We start from the raw sequence: 21,271 nt of genomic DNA on the forward strand, positions 1-21,271 counted from the left end.
ATATAACCCATTCCCAAAAACCCAAATCAGAACAAACAAAACCCCTGAAATCATAATGACAATGAACCACCCCATACCTAGCCTCCTGTTGCGTGTAGCACTTATTTCCATCTTCGCAGGAGTTGGAGCTACCAGTCAGGCAGCAACATTGTTTGAATTCGGCCCCTCCTCCTCATACGTGAGCAGCGATGTTGATTTCGCTCGGCAGACAAGCGAATCAACGACCGGTGCTGGCTACACCTTTGAAACAGCATTTAGCGACTCGCAGGCCCTGAGCCCCTCCAGCGGCTACTCTGGCCCCACGTTCTACGGTGGCTATCGTTTTACCAGCAGCGATATCGACAGCGGCCTTACAAACCAGAAAGTACGCAGCGACTATACCAACCTGAACAATAATGACGCCTTGTGGCTGCAAACCTATCGCTCCGAGGGCTGGGCAGATGGCACCTACTCATTTGCCGCTGTCTTTGTCTTCAAGCAGGAAGACTTCAATGCTGAATACACGACCGGAGACATCGGCGTTGATGGCATGTCTACCACGTTTTACTATAACTCCAGCGGAACAGCCAGCGATGTCTTTAACCCGGAAGGTCGTTGGCTGATCGAGAAGGACGGATCTTACTACATCTCGGAAGCAACGATCATGGGCCCCAAAGGCGGATCATCCACGGTCGAAATAAGCGGTAGCGAACTCACCTCGACGCAATGGGCAGCCTACAACCCGACGGACTCACTGCTCTTTGACTCCGGTTCTGCCAGCTTCGAGAGCATTAGCCTGAGCGGTATTACATCCGTAGGTGTCTACTTCGGCGACGATTCGTTCACCGGCAGCACCAGTACAAATGCGTCCGTCGTATCCTTTGGCATTTCGGAATTCTCAGCCTCGGGCTCAAACATCCCGGAAGCCGACTTTAGCATGCTGCTCCTCCCCCTTCTGATCCTGGTCGGCGGGCGACGGATTCTGAAAAAACGGTGCCGCTGCTAGCCAGTCGCTCCGAAAGACTCCTTTACTAGAAAAAGTTTGGTTCTGAAAGCCCCACCCAGGTGGGGCAAGGGTTATTGTCGACTCACATCCATGCTGTAGACACCTCACACACCGCATATGCACTCTACCCCACAGAAACGCCTACACCAATGCCGCTGCCCAATGCGTAGCGGGCAGAAGCACCCTGGCTTTTCCTTAATCGAGCTACTTACCGTGATTGCGGTCATTGCGATACTTGCTACGCTTATCATAGCAAGCATCCAGCGGGTACGGACAACCGCAGCCTTGAGCAAAAGCATCAGCAACCTGCGCTCATTGCAATTGGCCAACTCTCTCTACAGCAGTGACCACAATGGCTGGTATGTCCCCATCGCCAGTTGGACAGATGAGGGTGAAGCTGTCTTCTGGCACAACGACCCGAAGTTCCGCGCCTACTTCTCCCTCGAGCCTGGTAATAATTGGCCGTCCGGACTCGTCGCTCCCAAGGCGGAAATAACCACCTCGAGCGGTAAGCTGCGCCTGGACCGCGCATACGGATACAACATTACATCGATGAACGGGAAATGGGCCGAGCCTGGTCAAGGCTACCAGGTCAACAGGGCCGACATTCCCAACCTGGACAACAAGATGGCTTTCGCAGATGCGCTGGACTGGATCATCCACCGAGATAACGCTGATGACTATACCGGCGAAGAGGTCTATACCAAACATGCAATCGCCTATCGATATAATGGCTCTGCCGCAGTCGTCTACTACAGTGGCCGCGCGACGGGCCTCCCGCGCGAGGAAGTCATCGGGAACCGTGGCCTGTGGGACATCTGTGAAGATTAAATGACGCCAACATCCTCGCGCTCCGTCCCCTACGTATAAGACCCATCACCTACCGCACCTATCGCATGTCGTACCGACCACAGAGCGTTTACTTACTGGACCAAAGATCCCTTCATAAAATCTATTCCAGTGAGACACAGCAGCGTATCCGAGAGCTAACTCGCCCCATGCCACAGCTAGTAACCGCTGAAACCTGGCGGGCTCATACAACAGAACTCGCATCCGTCGAGTACATCCTCTCGGGCTGGGGGATGCCGATCATGGATGAGGAGCTCCTGGCAGCTATGCCAGCACTCAAACATGTGTTCTACGGCTCTGGATCAATCCGGCAGTTCTATACCGAAGACGCCCGAAACCGAGGCATCGGCGTATCATCTGCCTGGCGGGCGAACGCCATCCCCACTGCGGAGTTCGCCTATGCCGTCATTCTTCTAAGTCTAAAAAGATGCTGGCGCGCTCAGCAATATACCAAACAAAACAGGACATGGAAGAAACCAGCCGAAGCGGCAGGTATCTTTCGCTCAAAGGTAGGAATCGTATCCTTGGGCACCATCGGCCGAAGAGTTGCCCGGTCACTAACCTGTGGGCACACTCTCGATGTCTTAGCCTACGACCCCTACGCAACAGCCGAGGACGCAGCCAACCTAGGGGTACGTCTCGTATCGCTCGATGAGTTATTCTCGCAGTCAGATGTCATCAGTCTGCATGCACCGAGTCTCCCCGAAACCAAAGACATGATCGGAATGAACCTGCTCATGTCCATGAAGCCAAATGCCACGCTGATAAACACGGCCCGTGGAGCCCTGATCGAGGAATCCTCACTGATCGAGGTACTGAAACAACGCACGGACATTGACGCCATACTGGATGTGACGAATCCGGAACCCTGCCCTCCCGCCCATCCTCTGTGGCAACTGCCAAACGCTTTTATCACGCCGCATATTGCCGGCAGTCTGAATCAGGAGTGCTATCGCCTGGGTGAGTACATGGCCGATGAGCTAGAGCGCTACCTCGCCGGGCTACCTCTGGAACATGAGGTCACGGAACAAATCTATCAAACCATGGCCTAGCTCCTGTTTCCCCGGGTAGCGTAAGCACACCCCAAGCACTAGATTTGCCACAGGAGATCGCTGTTTCGGCCTAACGCAGCATGCTCTGCATTTTACCCGAAGCTTCTTCACTCACCTTCATTGACCCAGCGGCGGAAGTCGCCTTGGGAATGGCCTTCAAAAAGACTAGCACTAACAATGGGTGACGCTGGCCGAAAAAGAAATTAACCACGCAATCCGCACCCAGTCAGACGTCGATCTGACAGAAACGTGGGAATTTCCACGTTAAAGTGTGCTGCCTTGATACCCCACTTAATACCCCAAGGCTAAAAATTGTGCCCATCTCTGCCGATTTCTGCGCATTTTTCGCCCAGAATCGTGAAACCCGGCCAAACACACCTTTTCACAAACCGTTGATTTAAAAGGTGTTTCATTGGTACCCCCCCGGGGACTCGAACCCCGAACCAATTGATTAAGAGTCCCCGGATATATATAAATAAACTATTTATATATAAATACTTACACAGTCTCAATAAGTTTATTACTCGACAGTTGCCCAAAATATTGCCCATACTACAAGCATGGTTAGGCCGAACAAGAAGGAGCGGTTCAAGATTGAAGACTTCAGGAATGCTTCGGGCAACATATCCTATCGTGTAGCGGGCTATCGCCCGGATGGCGAGCGTATCCGCAAAAACTTCCGCTACAAAGCTGATGCCATCGAATTCAGGGCTCGCATGGAGAGGGAGTGCGAGGAGGGTAAATTTGACCGTCACCTCACCCGGACGAAGTTGACCCCGGAACAGATCGCCGATGCGGAAACCGCCCTCTCCCACAACCCCAATCGTACGCTGACCGAGCAGGTACTGGAGTTGCAGGCGCTGAACGAGCGCATCACCAAGGTCAGTGATGTCGGCCTCGAAAACGCTGTCGCCTTCTTTGAAAGGCATTACCGACCGGAAATCTCCTCGATCGGCATCTACCAGTCCGCTGAGAAGTTCCTGGCCTCACGCGTCGGTCGTTCGCCCCAGACCATCAACTACTACCGCAAGTGCCTGCAACTGCTCTATCAAGGTGACCCGAACAAAACGGTCCACGCCTTTACCACCCGCAATATATCCACCATACTGTCCGCCTATGAGCATATCGGCTCCCAACGCAGCTACCGACGGGGCCTCAACGCATTCTTTAACTGGGCTGTGCGGGCGAAGTATTGCCTGGAAAATCCCTGCGACCACCTGGAGGCCCTACCGCGTCAGAAGCGTAATGTCGTGATCCTTCAGTTGGAGGAAGTCCGGCAATTGCTCCGGGCTGCGCAAAGCTACCGTGAGGGTGAGCTGGCTGCCTCGGTAGCCATCATGCTTTTTGCCGGGCTACGTCCCAGCGAGCTGGCCGACCTGAAAGTCTCGGACATCCGGACAGGTAATCTCATCATCTACGGCGGAAAAATGGAGGGCAAAATCAAGCGCCGTGTCACCATTGTGCCCGCACTGGAGGCGTGGCTGGAGCAATTTCCGTTCACCGGTATACCGAAAAACTGGTATAAGAAAATGGGCACCCTCAAAGACGCTGTCCAACCCCAGGAATGGGTCAGCGACATTCTCCGGCATACGAGTATCAGCTACCAGATCGAGCGCGACGAAGACATCGGCAAAGTCGCAACCCGCAACGGTACCAGCGACAGCATGATCATGCTCCACTACCGTGACGTGGTGGAAGACCCGCAGGATGTGACCGAGTTCTGGGCATTGACTCCAGACGCCCTCAAGAACGTACCCCTCACTGGATCGCTACCCGCGAAGCAGAGCGTAAGCTGGCCCGACGACACAGAGCTGGCCAAACTGGTGTGGGAAAAACCATTATCGAAGCTGTCCAAGGATTTAGGGATCTCGGACAACGCGATCCGCAAGCGCTGCATCAAGCACAACATCGACTTGCCCAAGAACGGCTACTGGCAGCGACAACGGGCACTCGGGCTGTAAGCCCCCTCCCCTGCGCAAAAAGCATTCGACCTGCGTTATATATCCGTGATAGCGGGACGTGCTCGCTATCAGAAGCCCGGCAGACACCGACCCGTCGCCGGGCTTTTTCGTACCCACACGGTCGCATTCGAAAGGATTCCTCATGGCTATCACCCTCGAAGCCAACTACTCGAAGAAGCTGGGCCTGCCGCAGTTCTCTTCGCACCAGTATTCCATCACGGTCCGCACGGAGGTTAACGACCTCGCCCACATCCAGCAGGCCAGCACGCACCTGTACCGGCAACTGCAGGAGGCGGTGGACCGGGACATTCAGGAGACGGGCTTTTTGCCTGTATCCGGTTCATCGCTACACGAGCCCGCACGCACACCGCTACGGGCAGACCCCAACCGCCCGGCCTTCAGCCAACAGGCATCGAGCGGATGGACTTGTTCTCCTAAACAGCAGGCCCTGATCGAGCGGATGATGAAGGAGCACGGCCTCACGACTGATGCGCTGGAAGAGTTAGCCCAAAGCCGCTTCCAGACGCCCCTCACCCGCCTCAACAAGATGCAGGCCTCCGGACTGATCGACGAACTGATCGGCACCTACGGCTCTGCCAAGGGGAGGAACCGGTCATGATCCAGCCACTGGAACATGACCGCAACGGCCAGCAGCCCTCCACCGATGGCTTGCTTGATCACATCTCGGCCAGCACGGTCAAACTCTACCTGACTTGTCCGCTGAAGTTCTGGTACAAGAAGGTCCTGAAGTTGCCCGAGCCTGTCTCCCCAAGCCTGCACCTGGGTAAGGCTGTCCACGCCGCCTTGCAACACTTTCACCGCGCTCGCTGGCGCGGGGAGTGCCACGAGCGGACGACGGTGATCGAGGCCTTCACACAGGCGTTTAATGCGCCTGATGAGGCCCCTGTGTATCCGGACATGGATACGCGACAGACCAATCACGACAAAGGCATCAAGATGGTCGAGGCTTACCTGGACTCCGAGCACGGGCAGATGACAGAGCTTCCGCTCGGTGTCGAAGTCCAACTGGAGGAGGACCTGCCGGTGCTTCCCAGCCCGGTCCTCGGTTACATTGACTTGGTTCGGGTGGGCAACGTACCGGTCGATTACAAGACCTGTGCGAGCACCCCAAACGTCCAGCTCGAAGCCTTTCAGCACGAGGTACAGCTCACGCTCTACCAACTGTTGATCGAGTCGGCCACGAGCGAAAAGGTCGAGGGTCGCGAACTGGTTTTCCTCGTCAAGACCAAGGTCCCGAAGGTTATCGTGCACCGGCTGGCACCGGCGAGCGAACGAGAGAAACAGCGCGTGTTGGACATCGCCTGCGCGGCGGTGGATGGCATTTACCACGAGCGGTTTCATCCGCAACCGGGCATGCACTGTGCCTGGTGCAGCTACCGCTCGCAGTGCGCAAAATGGACGGGAGGGGCGCGATGATCCAGGCCATCCTCATCACTGTGATCAGTGTGGGCGCGGGCATTTTTATGCTCAACGACCACGACGAACCACCCTCACCTCCTCCGGTCGAGCAACCCGTCCTCCTGCCACTGGCCCATGCCCTGTACTGGGTCGGGGGATGCTCGGTCGCCTGCTCCCTCATCTGGGGCAGCAGCATCGTGCGGGCCGCCAGGTATAAGCACCTGAGCCCGCCGCGCCGGATGAAACGTAAACATAACAGCCTGCCTCACCATGAATGCCGTCCTTAAGCTCGTGCTCGTCGCGCTGACCGCCTACAGCGTCGGCACGCTGGTGGGGCCGGTGGCCATCGGGGCCGTCAACGAGGCCAAGGAAACGCTCAGCCCGTTCCTGGTCATCTCCGTGGCGGTCCTCATCGGGTCTATCGGTTATGCCGTGGGAGCGGTGAGACGTTCGCCCTTCGTCCCGGAATACCCCGAGTACGAACGGGACCGTGAGCGCTACCGCTGAGCCTGATCTGTCATACCCGGCCAATACAGCCCCGCCTCGATCACACGAGGCGGGGCTTTTACTTTTCCCAAACATCGGAGGCTATCCCACCTGCCCATTCGGTGCGGTATCAGGGACTGGGCACTCCCATACCCGGTTACGACACCACTGACTCCCAGGCCAGTATTTATCGAACATACAGGCGAATCAGCATTTTCCCAAAAGCTACGAAAGCAGGACGTTTTTCGTAGTTTTCAAAACCACAACCTCAACGCATCAACACCATGATCACAGACACCATTGAACCCGTCTCACCCGCAGCTCCCCAACGCTGCAACCTGCTCCTGCACTGTGGCAGCCATGCCGTCAGCCGGTGCGACCTTGCCCAGATCAAGACTCCCCGGGCAACCTCTACCTGGAGACCGATTCCGCACATCCGGTTGTTACAAGTCGTCGAACGCGCCCTACTCGAACAGGGCTTCACCGTTGCAGGCCAAGCCCACGGCCTCACCCATGACAACGCCCGCTACTTCGGGCTACTCGAAGTCGACGCCCCCGTATCGGGACTTGAATACACCTATGTGGTCGGCGTCCGCAACAGCCACGACCAGCGTTTCTCCGCCGGAGTCGTTGCCGGGAGCCAGGTTTTAGTTTGCGATAATCTCTCGTTCTCAGGAGAAATCCAGCTGGCCCGTAAGCACACTCCGCGCATCCTGCACGATCTCCCCAGTCTTGCCAAGGAGGCGGTGTCAGGACTCAGGCATCACTGGGACCGACATGACCGCCGGGTGGATTACTACCGTCGCATCACGCTTCAGGATCGCACGGCTCACGACCTGATTGTCCGCGCCGTCGATGCCGGTGTCATGGCCAACAGCACCATCCCCAAAGTCCTGCAAGAATGGCGTCAACCCCGGCATGAGGCCTTCCAGCCCCGGACCGCCTGGAGCCTTCAGAACGCCTTCACCGAGGCCCTCAAAGGCAACCTCAACCTCCTGCCCACCCGGACCCACCGCCTCCACCAACTCCTCGATCACGCCCTAGGATTGAACTGAGCGGGCGACGGAGACTGTACAAGGTAAGCATGTAAACCATGGTTTACACCAAGAAAAGCCCCTGTCCCGCCGCCCTAGCGCGTTGGGGCGCCGGGGCTTTTCTTTTAGCTGGAAGAACGTTGTCGGGCAATCGGGTGAAGAAATCAAGTCTGTGCCCCCTACACATAATCTCTTGCAAGCACGCCTTTGTATAAACTTTCCGCACTGGATGCCTCCTTCACTGCCTTACGAACATCATCATCAAGCAGGTCCAATGATCGAAGTTTACCACCTACCAATGCTACAGCTTCGATCCTGCGGTAAAACTGAGTATGGATTTCGGCATAAGCAGCCAAGCCCTGTAACTTAGGGAGAGCGTCAGCCAAGTGAAAACCGTGTGGATCGACGATGTCTGCAACAATCTTGCCATCAACCTCGGCGAGGAAAACGAAGTCCGGCCTAACGATCTTAGTCTCATCGTCACACTTGTAGGCGATACCTAACGAGTCCTGACTCGGTCGATCGGGGTTACGATACCAGAACTTAAATCCATCACGCTTCAGTTCCACATCCAGGACTCCTTTCTCCCATGTCCAAAGCTCGACAGGATACATCCCTTGCTCGTTGCAAAGCAAATGCGCCCCATAGAGAGGAATATCCACTTCCAGCCCATTCGGTTCACGGGCTTTAGTCGGCTCGAATCGTGACATTGGCCGCGCCAACCCCACATCCTGTGGTTCTGTGCTTAGTGCTACGATCTGCCGATAGGCATCTTGCCTGTCGTCGGGCAGTTTCTTGATCTCGTCGCTGTAGTCTGAAAACCACTGGTCGGCCAGCTTCTTGGCTTCGGCATCAAACACAGGCTGCAAATTCTCCATCAGATGAAGAGCTGCCACATCCTCACGAGCTTCAATCAAAGCATCATCAAAATCATCTTCTGCCTCTGGTTGTCGTTTTGCCCTTTCAATAGTGTAGGTCCGGGCAATGTCTGGACTGACGATCCGTGCCGTGCGCCGATAGGCATCACCAATTACTGCCTCATCAGCTTCGGCTTGGAAAGAAGCATCGCTGGTACCACCTTTCAGCATGTCAGCAATGATCGTACGACCTTCGACCGTCATCACAGATTTACGCTTCTCTTCGAACGCATCAGCCCTTTCATCAATGAAGTTATCCAGCACCTTGTGCATCGCTGCATGTGCCTTGCCTCCCGCGCCCGAGAGCAGACCATCGGCTGACAGCTCATGCGCCAATGCAGTCAAGCGAATCGCAGGCTTTGCTCCGCGCTGTGGCCGAGTCTGCGACGGCAGGGAAACGAATTTCTCCCAAACCAATTCCGGCACTTCCGGGTTCGGCTTCATCTCCTCCGGATTTATCAGAATGCGTCCTGTCGGCGGGGTGTCACCTCCACCTTGACGCAAGACCCTTACAACCGCCTCTACCGTTTCCTTGTCAAACTTCGGCAGCAAACAATCGACGGAGTTGAGTCGGTCATTACCGGGAATACGCCGAGCTAGAGGAGTGCGCACCATCCGTCCAAGCAACTGCGCGATATAGGTCTGATCGCTTGCCGGGCGGAAAGAAATCATCACTTCTGCGCGTGGGCAATCCCAGCCTGTACTGATGGCATCCTTGGCAATCAGAATGCGTACCCACATGTCATCCTGCACGCGCTGAGGCTGAATGTAAGGGACTGAATAGTTACCGAATTCCTGGGTTGTATGCTCACCAAAAACATGCGCCACATTGTGTTCAGTAACATCTGGCCAGCATTGAAAAATGATCTCAAGCGCTCGTCCAATATCCTTGGGGCTGGGCTTGTTTGGCACTTGCATCACCATCAATGGCAAAACGGCCTCATCGGTGCCCTGTTGCTTCGTGTAGCTGGCCCATTCTTTCGATGATTCCTTTAGTTTATCGGTGGCCCGACGAACCAGAACCGTATCGAAATCTCCCGTCGCTTCATCGGGAATATCGAGGATTACGGTGTCTTTCAGCAAGCCAGATTCTTGCACCAGCACGGGATCAACAGTCACTGGCGGAAGGGTTGTACGGCCAGTGGCCACTTCCATCGCCTTATTGAAACGGTCCACCGTCGCGGAAATCCCCCAAACCACGGGAATACCCGGCACACCGTTTTCTCCGTTGATAAGGCGTTTGACGATGGTGGACTTCTCACGGACTTGGGTGCCCATCCCCCTATGGGCCTCGTCCAGGACCAGATACAGCGTCAATGCCGGATCTTCAATGGTGTTTCGGATCGTGTCCCAGATCGTGTGGCTACGTAGATCGGGCCGCATGGTGGGAAATGTCCCGTCTTCCTCGTCACCTTCGAATCCGCGCACAAGCAGGCTCTTTTTGCCTAACTTCTGAGTGTTCAGAAAATAGATTTTTCCGGGGTCAAACTTAGCACGATTGAAGGTATTCTCCACGACAACCAAATCCGTATGCCGCAGGCGGTCCGAGGACTCCATCAGACGAAAACGCGTCTGCTCGTTCAGGGAAGGGTCGTCACTGAACCAGATCACAACCGCGCCGGGATCGCGGTCGAAGTTAAAACCATCGTCGCCATGAAACAACGCCTCGAAGACAGCGGCAGCCATCACCGTTTTACCCGCCCCGGTGGCTGCTGTGAGTGAAAACGCATGACGGTCGGTATCTTCGTGCCAGCGTCTGCGGGCCTTCTTCAAATTATCCAGCACGTCGATGACGGCATCAGTCTGGTAGCCTTTTAGGGTAAATTTCATGCGTCTTCTCCGTTAGCGAATGCGAAATTGGTCAGGTAAGATTCATAGAGCCGGACTGCCTCCACCCCTTCGGGCAGGCGACGGGCCAGCGACTGGAAGCGGCGCTCGTCGTCGGTAACAATATAGGCAACCCGGAGACGATCAGCCTTGTGGACGGCTTTTAGATAATCTGTCGAACGATCCAGATCCACCAGCAGACCGTAAGCGTCTGCAACAGCCCACCCCTCAGCGGGAAGTTTATCGACGCGTCGGCCAACACTGCCTGCACGCAACCAAAGCAAGGGTGCTATGCGAGCAAAAGCGGTCTGATAACTGACGGCCAGCGGAGTCTCATAAGTCAGGGTGAAGAACTCCGCGTTTTCCTCAAAGCCGTCCGCCATCGGGAACTCGTCGGTAAACTTGTAGTCGCCTTTGATCGGCTCGCCTTCCGGCGTCTTCCCGGTAATGGCAGCCTTCACACGAGGCTTGGTGATGTAATCGCAAATGCCGAATTTTTCCCATTTGGGATCGCCAGGGCGCAAGCCCTGCTCGCGGAGCCCCTTTTGCTCGTCCGCACTTACTTCATTGTTGGTCACACTGATACACTGACGGTTGCCTCCGTCCTGCTTATTGAGCCGCATGACTGCGTGAGCCGTCGTACCAGAGCCAGAGAAGAAATCGAGTATAACGGCTTCAGGTTTGTTTACTACGAAGAGACGTAAAACATCCTCCACAGCATAGAGACTTTTTGGAAAAGGAAATTTTCGTCGACCAACGAGGGCTCCCAATGTTTTGGTCCCATAGTGCTCTGCATTATGGGACCTCAAAAACCACTGTGTCGGAGGGGCCTTTGCATTTGGTTGTTCGTAGAATGCAACAACAGAGCCGTCTTTATTGTGCCCCTCTACGATAGCGCGCCCCTCCTCAATATCTAAAATAGGGCCACTCTTAAGGTATTGGATAATATATGGCTGCGGCTTATTAGGCGTAGCTTTTCCAGCACGAGCATAGCCTTTTTTCCATCGGTCAACAAACGTGGTGCGCGTTACACTCCAATTCATCTCAGTACCATCATCGCGGACTGGAAACACAGTCACACATCCCGGTCTGCTTTCGACAGCATGTCTATCCTGTTCATGTGGGATTGCTTCACCGATCGATTCAATCAGTCCCGTGAGTTTGTTAACGTAGATCGGAAAGAACTGAGCAGGACGGGTTCTCCTCACTGATTGAAGGTCTCGCCTACGTGCCGTTTGCCAGTCTAATCCGATACGGGGAGAGGTATCTTCATCGTCGCTTGGGTCGATTTCAACCCCGTCAATGGGCTTAGCGCCAAGAAGTGGCGTAACGCTTGGAGTGATGTCCTGTGAACCAAAACGAGCGATGAAAAGATATTCGTCAACACGCTTATACCCTTCGCTAACTCCGACCCCTTTCGAGTTAATCTGGGTTGAAATCATCCGAATCCTAGCCTCAGGCAATACCTGCTCTAGTAGTAACCCCAATCTCAGATATTCCTTCTCATCAATGGTGACAATTAGCACCGAGTCAGCCGGATTCAGCAACTCTTTCGCCACAAGCAAGCGTCGCTCCATCATCGCCAGCCACTTGCTGTGCCGGTACAGGTCCTCACCCTCGACGTAATCGTTGTTGTATTTCCAATCCTTTGCCCCGGTATTGTAAGGGGGGTCGATGTAGATGGCATCCACTTTGCCCCGGTGCGTCCAAGTCAGGGCTTTCAGGGCATGGTAGTTCTCACCATTGATGACCGTGTGCCAGGGCTTATCGCCGCCTTGTGAGACTTTCCCCGTGGAAATGAGCCCCGGATATATCTTGTCGCCAAACTCTGCGATAACGATGAGATCGTCTATTGCTACAGTTTGAACCTCTACCTGCTCTGCCTCTGGCAATTCAAGGTCAGCCTCATTCTTGCCCTTCCGAACAGCCTTTACCTGCCACAGCCGCTGATCGCCCGTGGTGGTCGAACCACGGGGAGGCAGCACCCGAACCTTGTCCCCCTTGCGTACCGGTCGATTTGGCAGTTCAACCGCTTCCGGCCTGTGACGCTCGAAATTCAAGCCAAAAGACAGCCGTGACGACAATGCACGAAACTCGCGCTCCAGATCGGCTCCAAGCTGTGGGTCTTCTGCTTTTGCCTTAGATATGAGATCAGTTAATCGGGACACAATCTATCATTGATAAGTTTTCAGCGGACAAATCGAGTGAATTCTTGAATTTTAGCCACTTAGCTCGAATAAACAGCCCCTCACCCCCGATGCACCCGGCTGCTGGGGGCTTTCCTGGTTAGCTTTGAGTCTTCGGGCATGTCTGGGGTCAATAGCTGCCACGCCCTTAAGCCATAGGGGGCGGCAAGGCGTTCCACGGTCGAGAGCCAGATCTCTTTCTTCCGGGCACCTTCGATGTCCTGGTAGAACTTGTAGCCGATACCCGCCAACTGTGCAAACTCCTCCTGTGTGAGGCCATGCCTGGCCCGTAATGACCGTAATCTGTCTCCCAGTTCCGCCAGCGAATTATCCACCCCAAAACAATACGATCGTAGGGCTTGACGGGTAACCCTATGATCTTATGTTTTTGTGTTAGTCGGTCCGTTTTAAGGATCAAAACAACCCACGGATAACTCGATGAAAACACCAACCTGTCTCCTGCGGGGTCCAGTTGCTTTTGCTTCTCCGCGCTGCTTCTGTGCCTTATCGCCACCATCTGCCTGTTGGGGTGCTCAGAGCAACCCAAGAAACCAGAACTGCCCGTGCACGTGAGCTTTCTGCAATCTGTGCTGGGGAAGGGAAAGGTCGTCATCTTCTCCAATACCTCGAACAAGTACCTGAAAGTACCCTGACATGGACTCTGTCACCACAACAACCTCAACCGTTGGCGCTAGTCTCTATCGGGACATATTCTGGACCATCCTTTGGGGCTTTTGGGCATGGGCGGTATGGAAACAAACCAAGTCACTCTTGCGGCTCTGGATCAATTGCCGGTACTTGCGAGCGATGCTCAGGAGCAAATCCACTTGCACATGGATGCTTCCGGGCAACAGGCCGACATCCCTTCCCCGGGGAGTAGGCCGTAACCGGTATCGGCTAGTGCTGTGCATGGGAACGCTGCGCTACCGGGAGAAACTCTATAATCTGCTCGGACTAGCCCTGTATGCAGGCATGTGCGTTGGGTTTTATTTTTATGGCCGCTAAAGCAGCGAGCAATTCTCCGGGGTGGCTACTCACACTCGGCCAATGGCGAATGGGCATGATGCTCTTTGTCTGCTGCCTGTTTGGATCCGGTGCCTCGCTGGAGGCAGCTCGATTGTATCCAGAATCTCACTACAGAGATTGTGCTGCTAGGGTGTTGAAGGGGGAAATGGAAATCTCCCTTCCCAACGGAACACGCTGCGACATCCTGACCGACGAGTACGCGATTGAGGTCGATTTTGCCGACAAGTGGGCCGAGGCCATTGGGCAGAGCCTTAACTACGCGGCCCAGACTGGCAGGCGTGCCGCGATCATTCTCATCATTGAGAAACCGTCCCACCAGAAATACCTCCATCGCCTGGAGGGAGTCATCGAGAGCCATGCCTTGCCGATAGTGGTTCTGCCGTACCGGCAGGGGCATTTCTTCCCCTGCGACAATCCATGAACACGCCACCTCTTCAAGAACACGATCCATCGTCAGAGCCCGAAGCTCCGAACCCGGTAGAGTCAGGTACTTGGGACAAGCTCGCTGGGCTTTGGGAACACGAACGGCTTAAACGCTTCAGGGAGAGTGGCTGGTATATTCCGCTGCTGGTTGTGCTGGGGGTTGCGCTCTTTGCCGGTCTGTGGGGAGACAACCACGATGAGGAAACCGGCTTCATCGCCGGGCAGCCCTTGAAATCAGGGGCAACCTATTACGTCTGGATCAGCGAGGTCAACCTGTTCTCCCGTCCGGGAGGCTGGGACCTGGATGGGAGTGCCCCGGATATCGCTTACGAACTCTATACCGGGCACGGCAATGAGCGCATTTTTAAGAGCGATGTACGCCATGATACCCTGCTGGCCCAATGGTCCGAGATCGGGCTGAGGTACTCGGGCGAGATACTCGGCTTTGCGACAAGCGGAGCGGGCACGGTATCGCCCGAGGAAATGATTCAGGCCGCGAGGCTATTGGCAACCGACGGGGCAAGCCTGACCATCAAGGTGCTTGATAAGGACCTGACGACAGACGAAGTCGCGGGTACCTATGCGCTGGCCCTGGATGAACTCCACACTGGTAGCAACGCCTACACCGGGCAGCGCATGGACGGGGTGAGCGAGGTCTCAAGCCTGAGCCTCGAAATCGTCCCCACCGAACTCCTCACCGATTACCTCAAGCAGAAGTATGCCCGCTGAGATGAGACGACGCAAGCTGGCTGGTATCCGCAGGTTACTCCTTTTGAGCGCGGTTACGCTTGGACTGGGGCTTGTTTTGCCGTGCCTGACAATAAAGCCCGGCTTTTGGGGCGTGGAGAATTACCTCCCGGTCGGCGAGCCCGAGAGCAAGTCCATCCTATCGGGCATCTGTCACCTGGCCCTCTCCGGGGATCTCTTTCTGGCCAGCCTTCTGCTGGGGTTCTCAGTGCTGTTCCCTGTCTGGAAGCTCTGCGTGTTTTACAGCGCTGTCTATCGACTGGAGCATGGGCTTCCGGCTACCAGGTCGCTCAAGTTTGCCGGAACGCTGGGGAAGTTCTCCATGCTGGATGTGATTGTCATGGGCATGCTCGTCCTGGCCTTTCAATCCTTCCCCGGCGGTACACGCATTCATATCGAATGGGGCATCGGTTTTTTTCTGCTCTCCGTCATCCTGAGCATCGTTGCGTCTATCCAGATCAAGCCCCTGACCCATTAGACTTCCCTTCATTAACCCTGACTGAACAGAACATGATCGTACTCCTCCTGAGATTACTGGGCATCGCACTCGCGTGCTGGGCCATCAATACACCGTTACATGTCGATGGCACATTGGGAATCGAGCCCACTTATGATGACGATCGCTACATCACGTCTTTTGTCATCACCAAAGGCGGGAAGACTATCCACACCATCCATCCACGCTATGCTGATGTGCTGTAGGAAAGCACCTGTCTGGAGCTGCCCTATGAGGCGATGTCTGTCTTCTCCCCGCTAAGGCCGTGGGATGCGGTCGCGGCACCGGCAGTTCCAGCGCTGGTCATTATGGAACGCGAGCGGGAGTTTCCAGCTACTGGTGCCCCTGAGTGGGTCATGCGTATTTTCCTGCTGGAAAATGGCCATATACGTGAGCTTCCCCCCGTACGCGGTGGGGGCGAGGTCTATCACTTCCGCGACTTCGATTCGGACGGCACTCTGGAGTTTGTAAACGAGGAAGGTCATTCCGGCAGGGGCGATGGCACCGTGCCGCAGTCAAAGAGGGTCTATATGTTCGATGGAGAGCGATACAGACCGACGAGGTGAAAGTCTCTTGATCGTACCGCCGGTGAGGGTGTGTTTTTTTTTGAGGTAAAAAAACGAGCCCGGTGATAGCTGGGCTCGCGAAATAGCTGAACAATTACAACGGCTGCCCTAAGTCGGGGCCGCATGTAGTCCCTTTGACGATACTAAACGCCTCCTCGACATCGACCTGCGGCTTCAGGTACAGGGTAATATTCTGTTTGCGATCAGGGCCGAGTCGAACGGACCGTTTTTCATGGACCGTGTAGCCGAGTTGCCGCAGGAACACTCCGAGCTTTTTATGGTTGGGCATCGGGGTAAGAATCGCAGCGGTATGCCGGGTTTGCGGGTCTGATTCCTCCCCGTGCTTTTCCTTCAGCTCTCGCAGGGAGACGAAGCGTTCGTTGATACATGGGCCGCCCCATTGCTCGATCCAGTTCCCCAACTCGACAGCACCGGCAGGCATGGCCTCCTCAATCATACGGAGGGTCCCACGCGTACGGGGAGCCTCATGGGCATTGAGGAAACTCTGACTCACGGGGTAATCCATCAGCGCTTTGCGAAAGGCCTCTGGTTCTTCACGAACCATCCGGTACAGCGTCGTATAATAATCCGGATGGCCCTGTACCCATGCCCTCAGCTCGTTCTTGCGGTCCACCCATTGACTGGTCAGCACGCAGAAACGACGCTCATTGTCCGAGACAGGCAAGCTGTCGGAGTGGTTGGTGGCCGCGAGATAGTTTGCCGTCGCCCGCACCTCACGGGGAGCCCTGCGCATTTCCCGCAGGCTGACACGGCGGTTGCCGATCAGGCTCTTCAGTCGCTCCAGCGTATCGTACTTGTGCACGTTATCCAGTTTCAGCTCCTCAATGAACGTGAGACACTTGCCATAGGCCGGAGAGGAGAACCGATCCTCAAGGTTGCTCGATTGAAGAACACCGACATTGTCCTCTCCCAAGGCCGCCTCCATCAACTCACGAAACCAGCTCTTCCCGTCTCCCTGCACACCGTATAGAATAATCATCCAGGACTTTAGCTGCCCGGGATTCTGCACGCACCATGCCAGGTAATCGAGTAACAGGGCAGCCTCCTGCTCGTCCGCAAACATGTGCCCGACATGGTCGACCAAGACTTTATGTGCTGCCTCCACACGCTCACGGGAAGCAACTCCAACGTGTTCCACCGGCCGATAACGGTTGAGCATACGCTCTCCATTCCCAAGGACGAAAATCGGACGAACCTCTGCGGGGGCATACTCGATCCCTGCGACTTCCGGACATCGCTCGATGGTGTATGTGCTGGGAGACATCGTTGAAACCTTATCTCCATTACGAACGAGAGGACGCTCGCGCGCATACTTAAAGTCAAAGCCCTTGCGCGTGCGTGCGGTTAGACTGTGTATGTCAACCAACTGGTCTGAAACGGAGTCATAGGCATAATCTCTCCAGTGAGTCCATGAGTCCAGGTAACGACTCTCATAGTCGGCCCACCCAGAGGGGTTAAGGCCCTTGGCAAGTGCCTCGGCTGCCTCAATGGGAGTAGGCCTGCGCTCACGGACCAAGACCTTGAGCTGCGACACATCTTCATCGAGGGGCCACTTCTCAGTAAAGATTGCGAGGACCTCATCAGCGGCAAGGCCATTAGCCTGTAGGTAGTTGGATACCCCACCGCAAAAGCGTATCCACTCTGAGTGTTCACCTACTCGATCCGGGACAAGCTCCAGCAAAGCCCGGCCCCTTTCCATCGCGCAGGAGTCGCCGTCCTCCTGTATCGAGAGTTCAGGACGCCGGGCATGCGCCTTCTCAATTTCAACGCATGGCAGCCGGTGCGCCTCCTCATTAATATAGAGGCCTGGATCGTAGCTGTAGTAGCACAGGCGGTTCACGTTCTTGCACGAGGGATCGATGCTCAGGTCGTGCTGACTCTTGTAGTAGGCCTCCACCATTTGGTAGTTCTCTGACCAACTGGCCTGAGAGTCAGGAATTAGGTGCAGAACCTTAAAGCCGTTTCCGGACGGACTCAGAAAGCAGGCAAGCGTATGCTCGTCTTCCACGAGCAGCTGCCGCACCCGACTAACCTCCCCTGCGGACAGCTTATCGATGTCTACACAGATGATGCCATTAGGGTGTCCCTCAAGCTCTTCACGGGAATTGGTGGAACTAAAGCCACTGAAAACCAGAACGGGTAGCTGCCCTTTCAGTCGCCTCCTTTGCTCGTCTTCACCATCCCTCAAATCTCGGATGGTCTGAATCAGGGCCTGTAAACTGTGCCCCTTAAAATCGTGCCCACGACGGACCTGCTCAAGAGCCTCCCCGAGGACAATCTTTCTCATACTATGCTGCGCGGTATGGTTGGTGGCCGCGCCGATTTCGGTTTTTGATGTGATGTCTTTAGCAGGCATAACTGAGGGGGCCACCCGAGTGTTTCATCGAATGACCCCGCCTGCCTGCTGAACACGTAGGCTGGATAAACCCAGCCCCAAAAACGAAGGTGATCTTAAAACAGCAGGCAGCACAGGGAAAACATCCCTAAAGACCAGAAAGGCATCATTAGATCAAATGAATGGGAAGTTGTCAAGTAGAAAATCTTATGAAAGGCATTTTTTATCTTGTCCCTCGTACCCCCCCCATGCCCCTAATCCTTCAGACATCCGAGGACACCTCCCATCCTTGCCTACGAAAGGCTTTATAGAGTTCTGTCCCCGTTGTCCCCGAATAAAATTCAGCTACCAGAGAAAGAGAGAGGCATCCCTCCAGGAATAGGAGAGCAAGAGAAACGAAGTCGAAACCATCTGAGGACAGGGGACAGAGAGGACACATAAAACGTGTCACGGGGGGGGGCATACATCCGACAACCATGGTTTACATCCGAAACGGGGTCCGCGAATACATTGCCCCTCCCCAGAAATCATCCCCGCCTCGCGCGCAAAACGTACCCTCCCCGGCCACAATAATAAGCCCCTGCTAAGTAGCAATAAGCGCCACGAGGGCGCATTTGGGGGCCTTGTTATTGACAATAAGGACCAATTAACGAGTCCTTTTCTATACTTAGTGTTCCCTTATTACTGTTTTACGTGAAAATTCTTACTAACATTTAGTAATTTAAATTTCACCCCGAAAGACCAACATCTCTCCAATCTTTTCACTATCCGTTCATATTAAATAACTTACAGAAATATCGTCATTTTTTTAGCACCCTCAAAAACGCACCAAAAGCTTCCCCCCCCGGATTTCAGGATATTCCCGGTGCACGTTCGTTTTTGTTTTCGGCGTGATTTACGCCAACGAGGTCAAAAAAAGTCGGCGCAGAGGGCTGTTATGTGCCCGATGATATGTCGTTTCATGATAGCGAATACAGGGTTACTTCCTCTCTCCCCTACCATCTTCCGGCCACTTATTCTCCATCAACGAAAGCTGCCGCATCTAAGGCATCTAGGAAACCATGCCGGTAGATGATGCGCTCGGACCGTTCCGTGTAGAGGTCCATGAGCTTGAGGTGCTCGGCCTTCAGGATTTGGATTTTGCCGACCTCTTCCGGGGTCAGTGTGCCGGGAAGTTTAAAACGCGGTGGGGATAGTATCTCGAAGGCGGCGTCGGATTGCAGGACGGCGATGTAAAGTAACTGGCTATTCTTTAGGCCCTGGGGCACCTCCTGCCGCTCCTGCCGGAACTCCTCGACGTCCACTGGCTCCATCCCTTGGTGTACGAGCGTTTTGTTCAGCAGGTACCAGCCCTCCAGATCCCGGGCCTTCTTGATCTTACCTTCATTGACCCAGCGGTGGAACGTCGCCTTGGGGATGGCCTTCAAAAAGACACGGTCAAAGTCCTCACGTCGGACAAAAATCTCGTTGTTGGGATCGTACTTCGGGGCGGCGCTCATCGGGCAGGATTACTACCATGAGGACTATCCGTCCGAAACAGGTCTGAAAAGCTCAAAAATAGTTGCCCAAAAAGTTGCCCAAAAACAGGGGGTTTTTCGAGACTGAGCGAAATTTATTGAGACTGGATGAGACTCGGCCTCGGTGGTCTAAATTCCCTAAGTCGCTCCAACACAACGTAAAGTGTTGATTTTCATTGGTACCCCCCCGGGGACTCGAACCCCGAACCAATTGATTAAGAGTCAACTGCTCTACCGATTGAGCTAGGGAGGCGTAACCAATGTCAAATCCTCGTTGGGCATCACCAAAAGGCCAAACCCGTATTGAGGAAAACGGCTGATAGTAGGAGTGAGTCGGAAGGCGTCAAGCGGGAAAAAGTCACAAAAATGCATTTCTTTAAAAAAGTCAGTGGGAGCAGCGCAGATAGGTCGATCTCGCGCTCAGTAGCCGTCCTCCAAGACGTCTGCCATCAACGTCGAAAAAGAGGATGATCGCTTTAGAATCCCACAGTCAGGTTATCGCAGCAGTAGCCTGCTTAGGCCTTACCGGCAAAGGGCTTGAGTAATTTTTGGCGATACTCGCTCGCGCTGAGCCCGAAGTGCTGCTGGAACTGCCGGGAGAACAGCTTCGGCTCGTGCCAGCCCACGCGAGCTCCGATTTCACCGATGCGGAGGCGTGTCGTCACCAGCAGCGTAGCGGCACGCTGCGCACGCAGGAGGGCGAGGTACTTCATGGGCGGCATCCCTACCTCTGCACTGAAAAGGCGGATCAGGTAGCTGCCGTTGAGCCGCAGCCGGCTAGCGAGCTTTTCCAGAGTCCAGTCCTGCGCGTATTCTGTGTGCAGCAGCCCCAACGCCGAGCGTACTGAGGGGTGGCGCTCCCCATTACCTGAGGCCCATGACTCGGATTCGTTGCGCGCGTCTTTGAGGCAGTCTAAAACGAGTAGCAGCCTTCCCAGCAGCTCTGGGCGTACAGCTTGTCGCTGGTAGACGTCCTCCAGATCATTCAGGCGTTCTCGCACAATTTTGAAGCTACTCTTAGGTAAACTAAACTGCGTAATGTCGGTGCCGATCAGCGAATCCGACCACCCCGGCAATTGAGCAAAGGGAGGCTCCGTCCGCAGCCAGCCCAGCTCGTTTTCGAGCAGTCCAGGGGAGAACAGACAGTTGATCAGCTCAAAGGAGCGACAGTGGGTGTACCCGTGCCAGGCACCACGCGGGATGAGGAGCACGTCCCCGCTACGGCAGTTCACCTCACCGCGCACCGTCAGGTGACGTGCTGAGCCATCCATCACAAAGACCAGCTCCACGTAGTCATGGTCGTGAGCCGATGCTGCCTCATGGTGGTAGACATGGTTCATGAAAAACCAGGTATCGGGAGACACCTCGACGTGGCTCAGCTCGTTCTCCTGGGTGTGCAGTCGGATGGGCATATCAGCAACAAT

General features: G+C 55.0%; 18 protein-coding genes and 1 tRNA gene. 13 read left to right on the forward strand and 6 right to left on the reverse strand.

All coding sequences use genetic code 11. The features are described 5' to 3' along the window. The first annotated feature begins 61 nt into the window (after positions 1-61). The 9 genes from K0V07_RS14030 (at position 62) to K0V07_RS14070 (ending at position 7,807) form a co-directional block, all read left to right on the forward strand. Positions 62-985, forward strand: a complete 924-nt coding sequence (locus K0V07_RS14030) for a hypothetical protein (protein ID WP_220622013.1) — start codon at positions 62-64, stop codon at positions 983-985. 285 nt (positions 986-1,270) lie between these two features. Beyond that, positions 1,271-1,816 (forward strand): hypothetical protein, encoded by a 546-nt coding sequence (locus K0V07_RS14035; RefSeq protein ID WP_255567998.1) that lies wholly within the window; start codon positions 1,271-1,273, stop codon positions 1,814-1,816. A 167-nt stretch (positions 1,817-1,983) separates the two neighbouring features. Next, positions 1,984-2,886, forward strand: coding sequence for a hydroxyacid dehydrogenase (locus tag K0V07_RS14040; protein ID WP_220622015.1), 903 nt, complete (start codon positions 1,984-1,986; stop codon positions 2,884-2,886). A 560-nt stretch (positions 2,887-3,446) separates the two neighbouring features. Then, the gene (locus K0V07_RS14045; RefSeq protein WP_220622016.1) at positions 3,447-4,847 is read left to right on the forward strand and encodes a hypothetical protein; all 1,401 of its coding nucleotides are present in this window, start codon (positions 3,447-3,449) and stop codon (positions 4,845-4,847) included. Between the two features lie 142 nt (positions 4,848-4,989). Next, positions 4,990-5,466: a hypothetical protein gene (locus K0V07_RS14050; RefSeq protein WP_220622017.1), complete on the forward strand. Its 477-nt coding sequence runs from the start codon at positions 4,990-4,992 to the stop codon at positions 5,464-5,466. After that, a complete protein-coding gene (locus K0V07_RS14055; protein WP_220622018.1) occupies positions 5,463-6,284 on the forward strand; it encodes a PD-(D/E)XK nuclease family protein in 822 nt (273 codons plus the stop codon). Before K0V07_RS14050 ends, K0V07_RS14055 begins: the two co-directional genes overlap by 4 nt. Then, positions 6,281-6,553: a hypothetical protein gene (locus tag K0V07_RS14060; protein ID WP_220622019.1), complete on the forward strand. Its 273-nt coding sequence runs from the start codon at positions 6,281-6,283 to the stop codon at positions 6,551-6,553. Before K0V07_RS14055 ends, K0V07_RS14060 begins: the two co-directional genes overlap by 4 nt. Continuing rightward, positions 6,537-6,773 carry a hypothetical protein gene (locus K0V07_RS14065; RefSeq protein WP_220622020.1) on the forward strand — a complete coding sequence of 79 codons (237 nt, stop codon included), beginning with the start codon at positions 6,537-6,539 and terminating at the stop codon, positions 6,771-6,773. The genes K0V07_RS14060 and K0V07_RS14065 overlap by 17 nt, the downstream gene beginning before the upstream one ends. A gap of 263 nt (positions 6,774-7,036) precedes the next feature. Beyond that, complete coding sequence (locus K0V07_RS14070; protein ID WP_220622021.1) at positions 7,037-7,807, forward strand: DUF932 domain-containing protein; 771 nt, start codon at positions 7,037-7,039, stop codon at positions 7,805-7,807. Between the two features lie 158 nt (positions 7,808-7,965). On the opposite strand, the gene K0V07_RS14075 is transcribed toward K0V07_RS14070, so the two are convergent. Together K0V07_RS14075 and K0V07_RS14080 are read right to left on the reverse strand one after the other, a co-directional pair. Next, positions 7,966-10,533 carry a DEAD/DEAH box helicase family protein gene (locus tag K0V07_RS14075; protein WP_220622022.1) on the reverse strand — a complete coding sequence of 856 codons (2,568 nt, stop codon included), beginning with the start codon at positions 10,531-10,533 and terminating at the stop codon, positions 7,966-7,968. Beyond that, entirely contained in the window at positions 10,530-12,698 is a 2,169-nt protein-coding gene (locus K0V07_RS14080; protein WP_220622023.1) for a DNA methyltransferase, read from the reverse strand. Before K0V07_RS14080 ends, K0V07_RS14075 begins: the two co-directional genes overlap by 4 nt. 1,189 nt (positions 12,699-13,887) lie before the next feature. Between K0V07_RS14080 and K0V07_RS14090 the strand changes: the two genes are divergently transcribed. From K0V07_RS14090 to K0V07_RS14105, 4 genes are all read left to right on the forward strand, one after another. After that, on the forward strand, positions 13,888-14,163 hold the full coding sequence (locus K0V07_RS14090) for a hypothetical protein (RefSeq protein ID WP_220622025.1): 276 nt from the start codon (positions 13,888-13,890) through the stop codon (positions 14,161-14,163). Further along, a complete protein-coding gene (locus K0V07_RS14095; protein ID WP_220622026.1) occupies positions 14,160-14,894 on the forward strand; it encodes a hypothetical protein in 735 nt (244 codons plus the stop codon). Before K0V07_RS14090 ends, K0V07_RS14095 begins: the two co-directional genes overlap by 4 nt. Positions 14,895-15,006: 112 nt before the next feature. Continuing rightward, entirely contained in the window at positions 15,007-15,390 is a 384-nt protein-coding gene (locus K0V07_RS14100) for a paraquat-inducible protein A (RefSeq protein WP_220622027.1), read from the forward strand. Positions 15,391-15,422: 32 nt separating this feature from the next. Further along, a complete protein-coding gene (locus tag K0V07_RS14105) occupies positions 15,423-15,614 on the forward strand; it encodes a hypothetical protein (protein WP_220622028.1) in 192 nt (63 codons plus the stop codon). 454 nt (positions 15,615-16,068) lie between these two features. Here the strand turns inward: K0V07_RS14105 and K0V07_RS14110 are convergent, their stop codons facing one another. The 4 genes from K0V07_RS14110 to K0V07_RS14125 form a co-directional block, all read right to left on the reverse strand. Beyond that, entirely contained in the window at positions 16,069-18,282 is a 2,214-nt protein-coding gene (locus K0V07_RS14110; protein WP_220622029.1) for a BT4734/BF3469 family protein, read from the reverse strand. A 1,061-nt stretch (positions 18,283-19,343) separates the two neighbouring features. Further along, complete coding sequence (locus tag K0V07_RS14115) at positions 19,344-19,829, reverse strand: hypothetical protein (RefSeq protein ID WP_220622030.1); 486 nt, start codon at positions 19,827-19,829, stop codon at positions 19,344-19,346. Between the two features lie 195 nt (positions 19,830-20,024). Then, positions 20,025-20,100: transfer RNA gene (locus K0V07_RS14120), tRNA-Lys, on the reverse strand. Between the two features lie 262 nt (positions 20,101-20,362). Continuing rightward, positions 20,363-21,259, reverse strand: a complete 897-nt coding sequence (locus K0V07_RS14125; protein WP_220622031.1) for an AraC family transcriptional regulator — start codon at positions 21,257-21,259, stop codon at positions 20,363-20,365. Positions 21,260-21,271 lie beyond the last annotated feature (12 nt).

The organism is Ruficoccus sp. ZRK36, assembly GCF_019603315.1.
GTDB lineage: Bacteria > Verrucomicrobiota > Verrucomicrobiia > Opitutales > Cerasicoccaceae > Ruficoccus.

What these genes read in the sequence shown, in the direction of transcription:
- K0V07_RS14105 (WP_220622028.1), top strand. Translation starts at nt 15,423, where the DNA reads ATGATCGTACTCCTCCTGAGATTACTGGGCATCGCACTCGCGTGCTGG.
- K0V07_RS14110 (WP_220622029.1), bottom strand. Translation starts at nt 18,282, where the DNA reads ATGAGAAAGATTGTCCTCGGGGAGGCTCTTGAGCAGGTCCGTCGTGGG.
- K0V07_RS14040 (WP_220622015.1), top strand. Translation starts at nt 1,984, where the DNA reads ATGCCACAGCTAGTAACCGCTGAAACCTGGCGGGCTCATACAACAGAA.
- K0V07_RS14055 (WP_220622018.1), top strand. Translation starts at nt 5,463, where the DNA reads ATGATCCAGCCACTGGAACATGACCGCAACGGCCAGCAGCCCTCCACC.
- K0V07_RS14095 (WP_220622026.1), top strand. Translation starts at nt 14,160, where the DNA reads ATGAACACGCCACCTCTTCAAGAACACGATCCATCGTCAGAGCCCGAA.
- K0V07_RS14125 (WP_220622031.1), bottom strand. Translation starts at nt 21,259, where the DNA reads ATGCCCATCCGACTGCACACCCAGGAGAACGAGCTGAGCCACGTCGAG.
- K0V07_RS14070 (WP_220622021.1), top strand. Translation starts at nt 7,037, where the DNA reads ATGATCACAGACACCATTGAACCCGTCTCACCCGCAGCTCCCCAACGC.
- K0V07_RS14115 (WP_220622030.1), bottom strand. Translation starts at nt 19,829, where the DNA reads ATGAGCGCCGCCCCGAAGTACGATCCCAACAACGAGATTTTTGTCCGA.
- K0V07_RS14045 (WP_220622016.1), top strand. Translation starts at nt 3,447, where the DNA reads ATGGTTAGGCCGAACAAGAAGGAGCGGTTCAAGATTGAAGACTTCAGG.
- K0V07_RS14090 (WP_220622025.1), top strand. Translation starts at nt 13,888, where the DNA reads ATGGAAATCTCCCTTCCCAACGGAACACGCTGCGACATCCTGACCGAC.
- K0V07_RS14075 (WP_220622022.1), bottom strand. Translation starts at nt 10,533, where the DNA reads ATGAAATTTACCCTAAAAGGCTACCAGACTGATGCCGTCATCGACGTG.
- K0V07_RS14060 (WP_220622019.1), top strand. Translation starts at nt 6,281, where the DNA reads ATGATCCAGGCCATCCTCATCACTGTGATCAGTGTGGGCGCGGGCATT.
- K0V07_RS14065 (WP_220622020.1), top strand. Translation starts at nt 6,537, where the DNA reads ATGAATGCCGTCCTTAAGCTCGTGCTCGTCGCGCTGACCGCCTACAGC.
- K0V07_RS14030 (WP_220622013.1), top strand. Translation starts at nt 62, where the DNA reads ATGAACCACCCCATACCTAGCCTCCTGTTGCGTGTAGCACTTATTTCC.
- K0V07_RS14050 (WP_220622017.1), top strand. Translation starts at nt 4,990, where the DNA reads ATGGCTATCACCCTCGAAGCCAACTACTCGAAGAAGCTGGGCCTGCCG.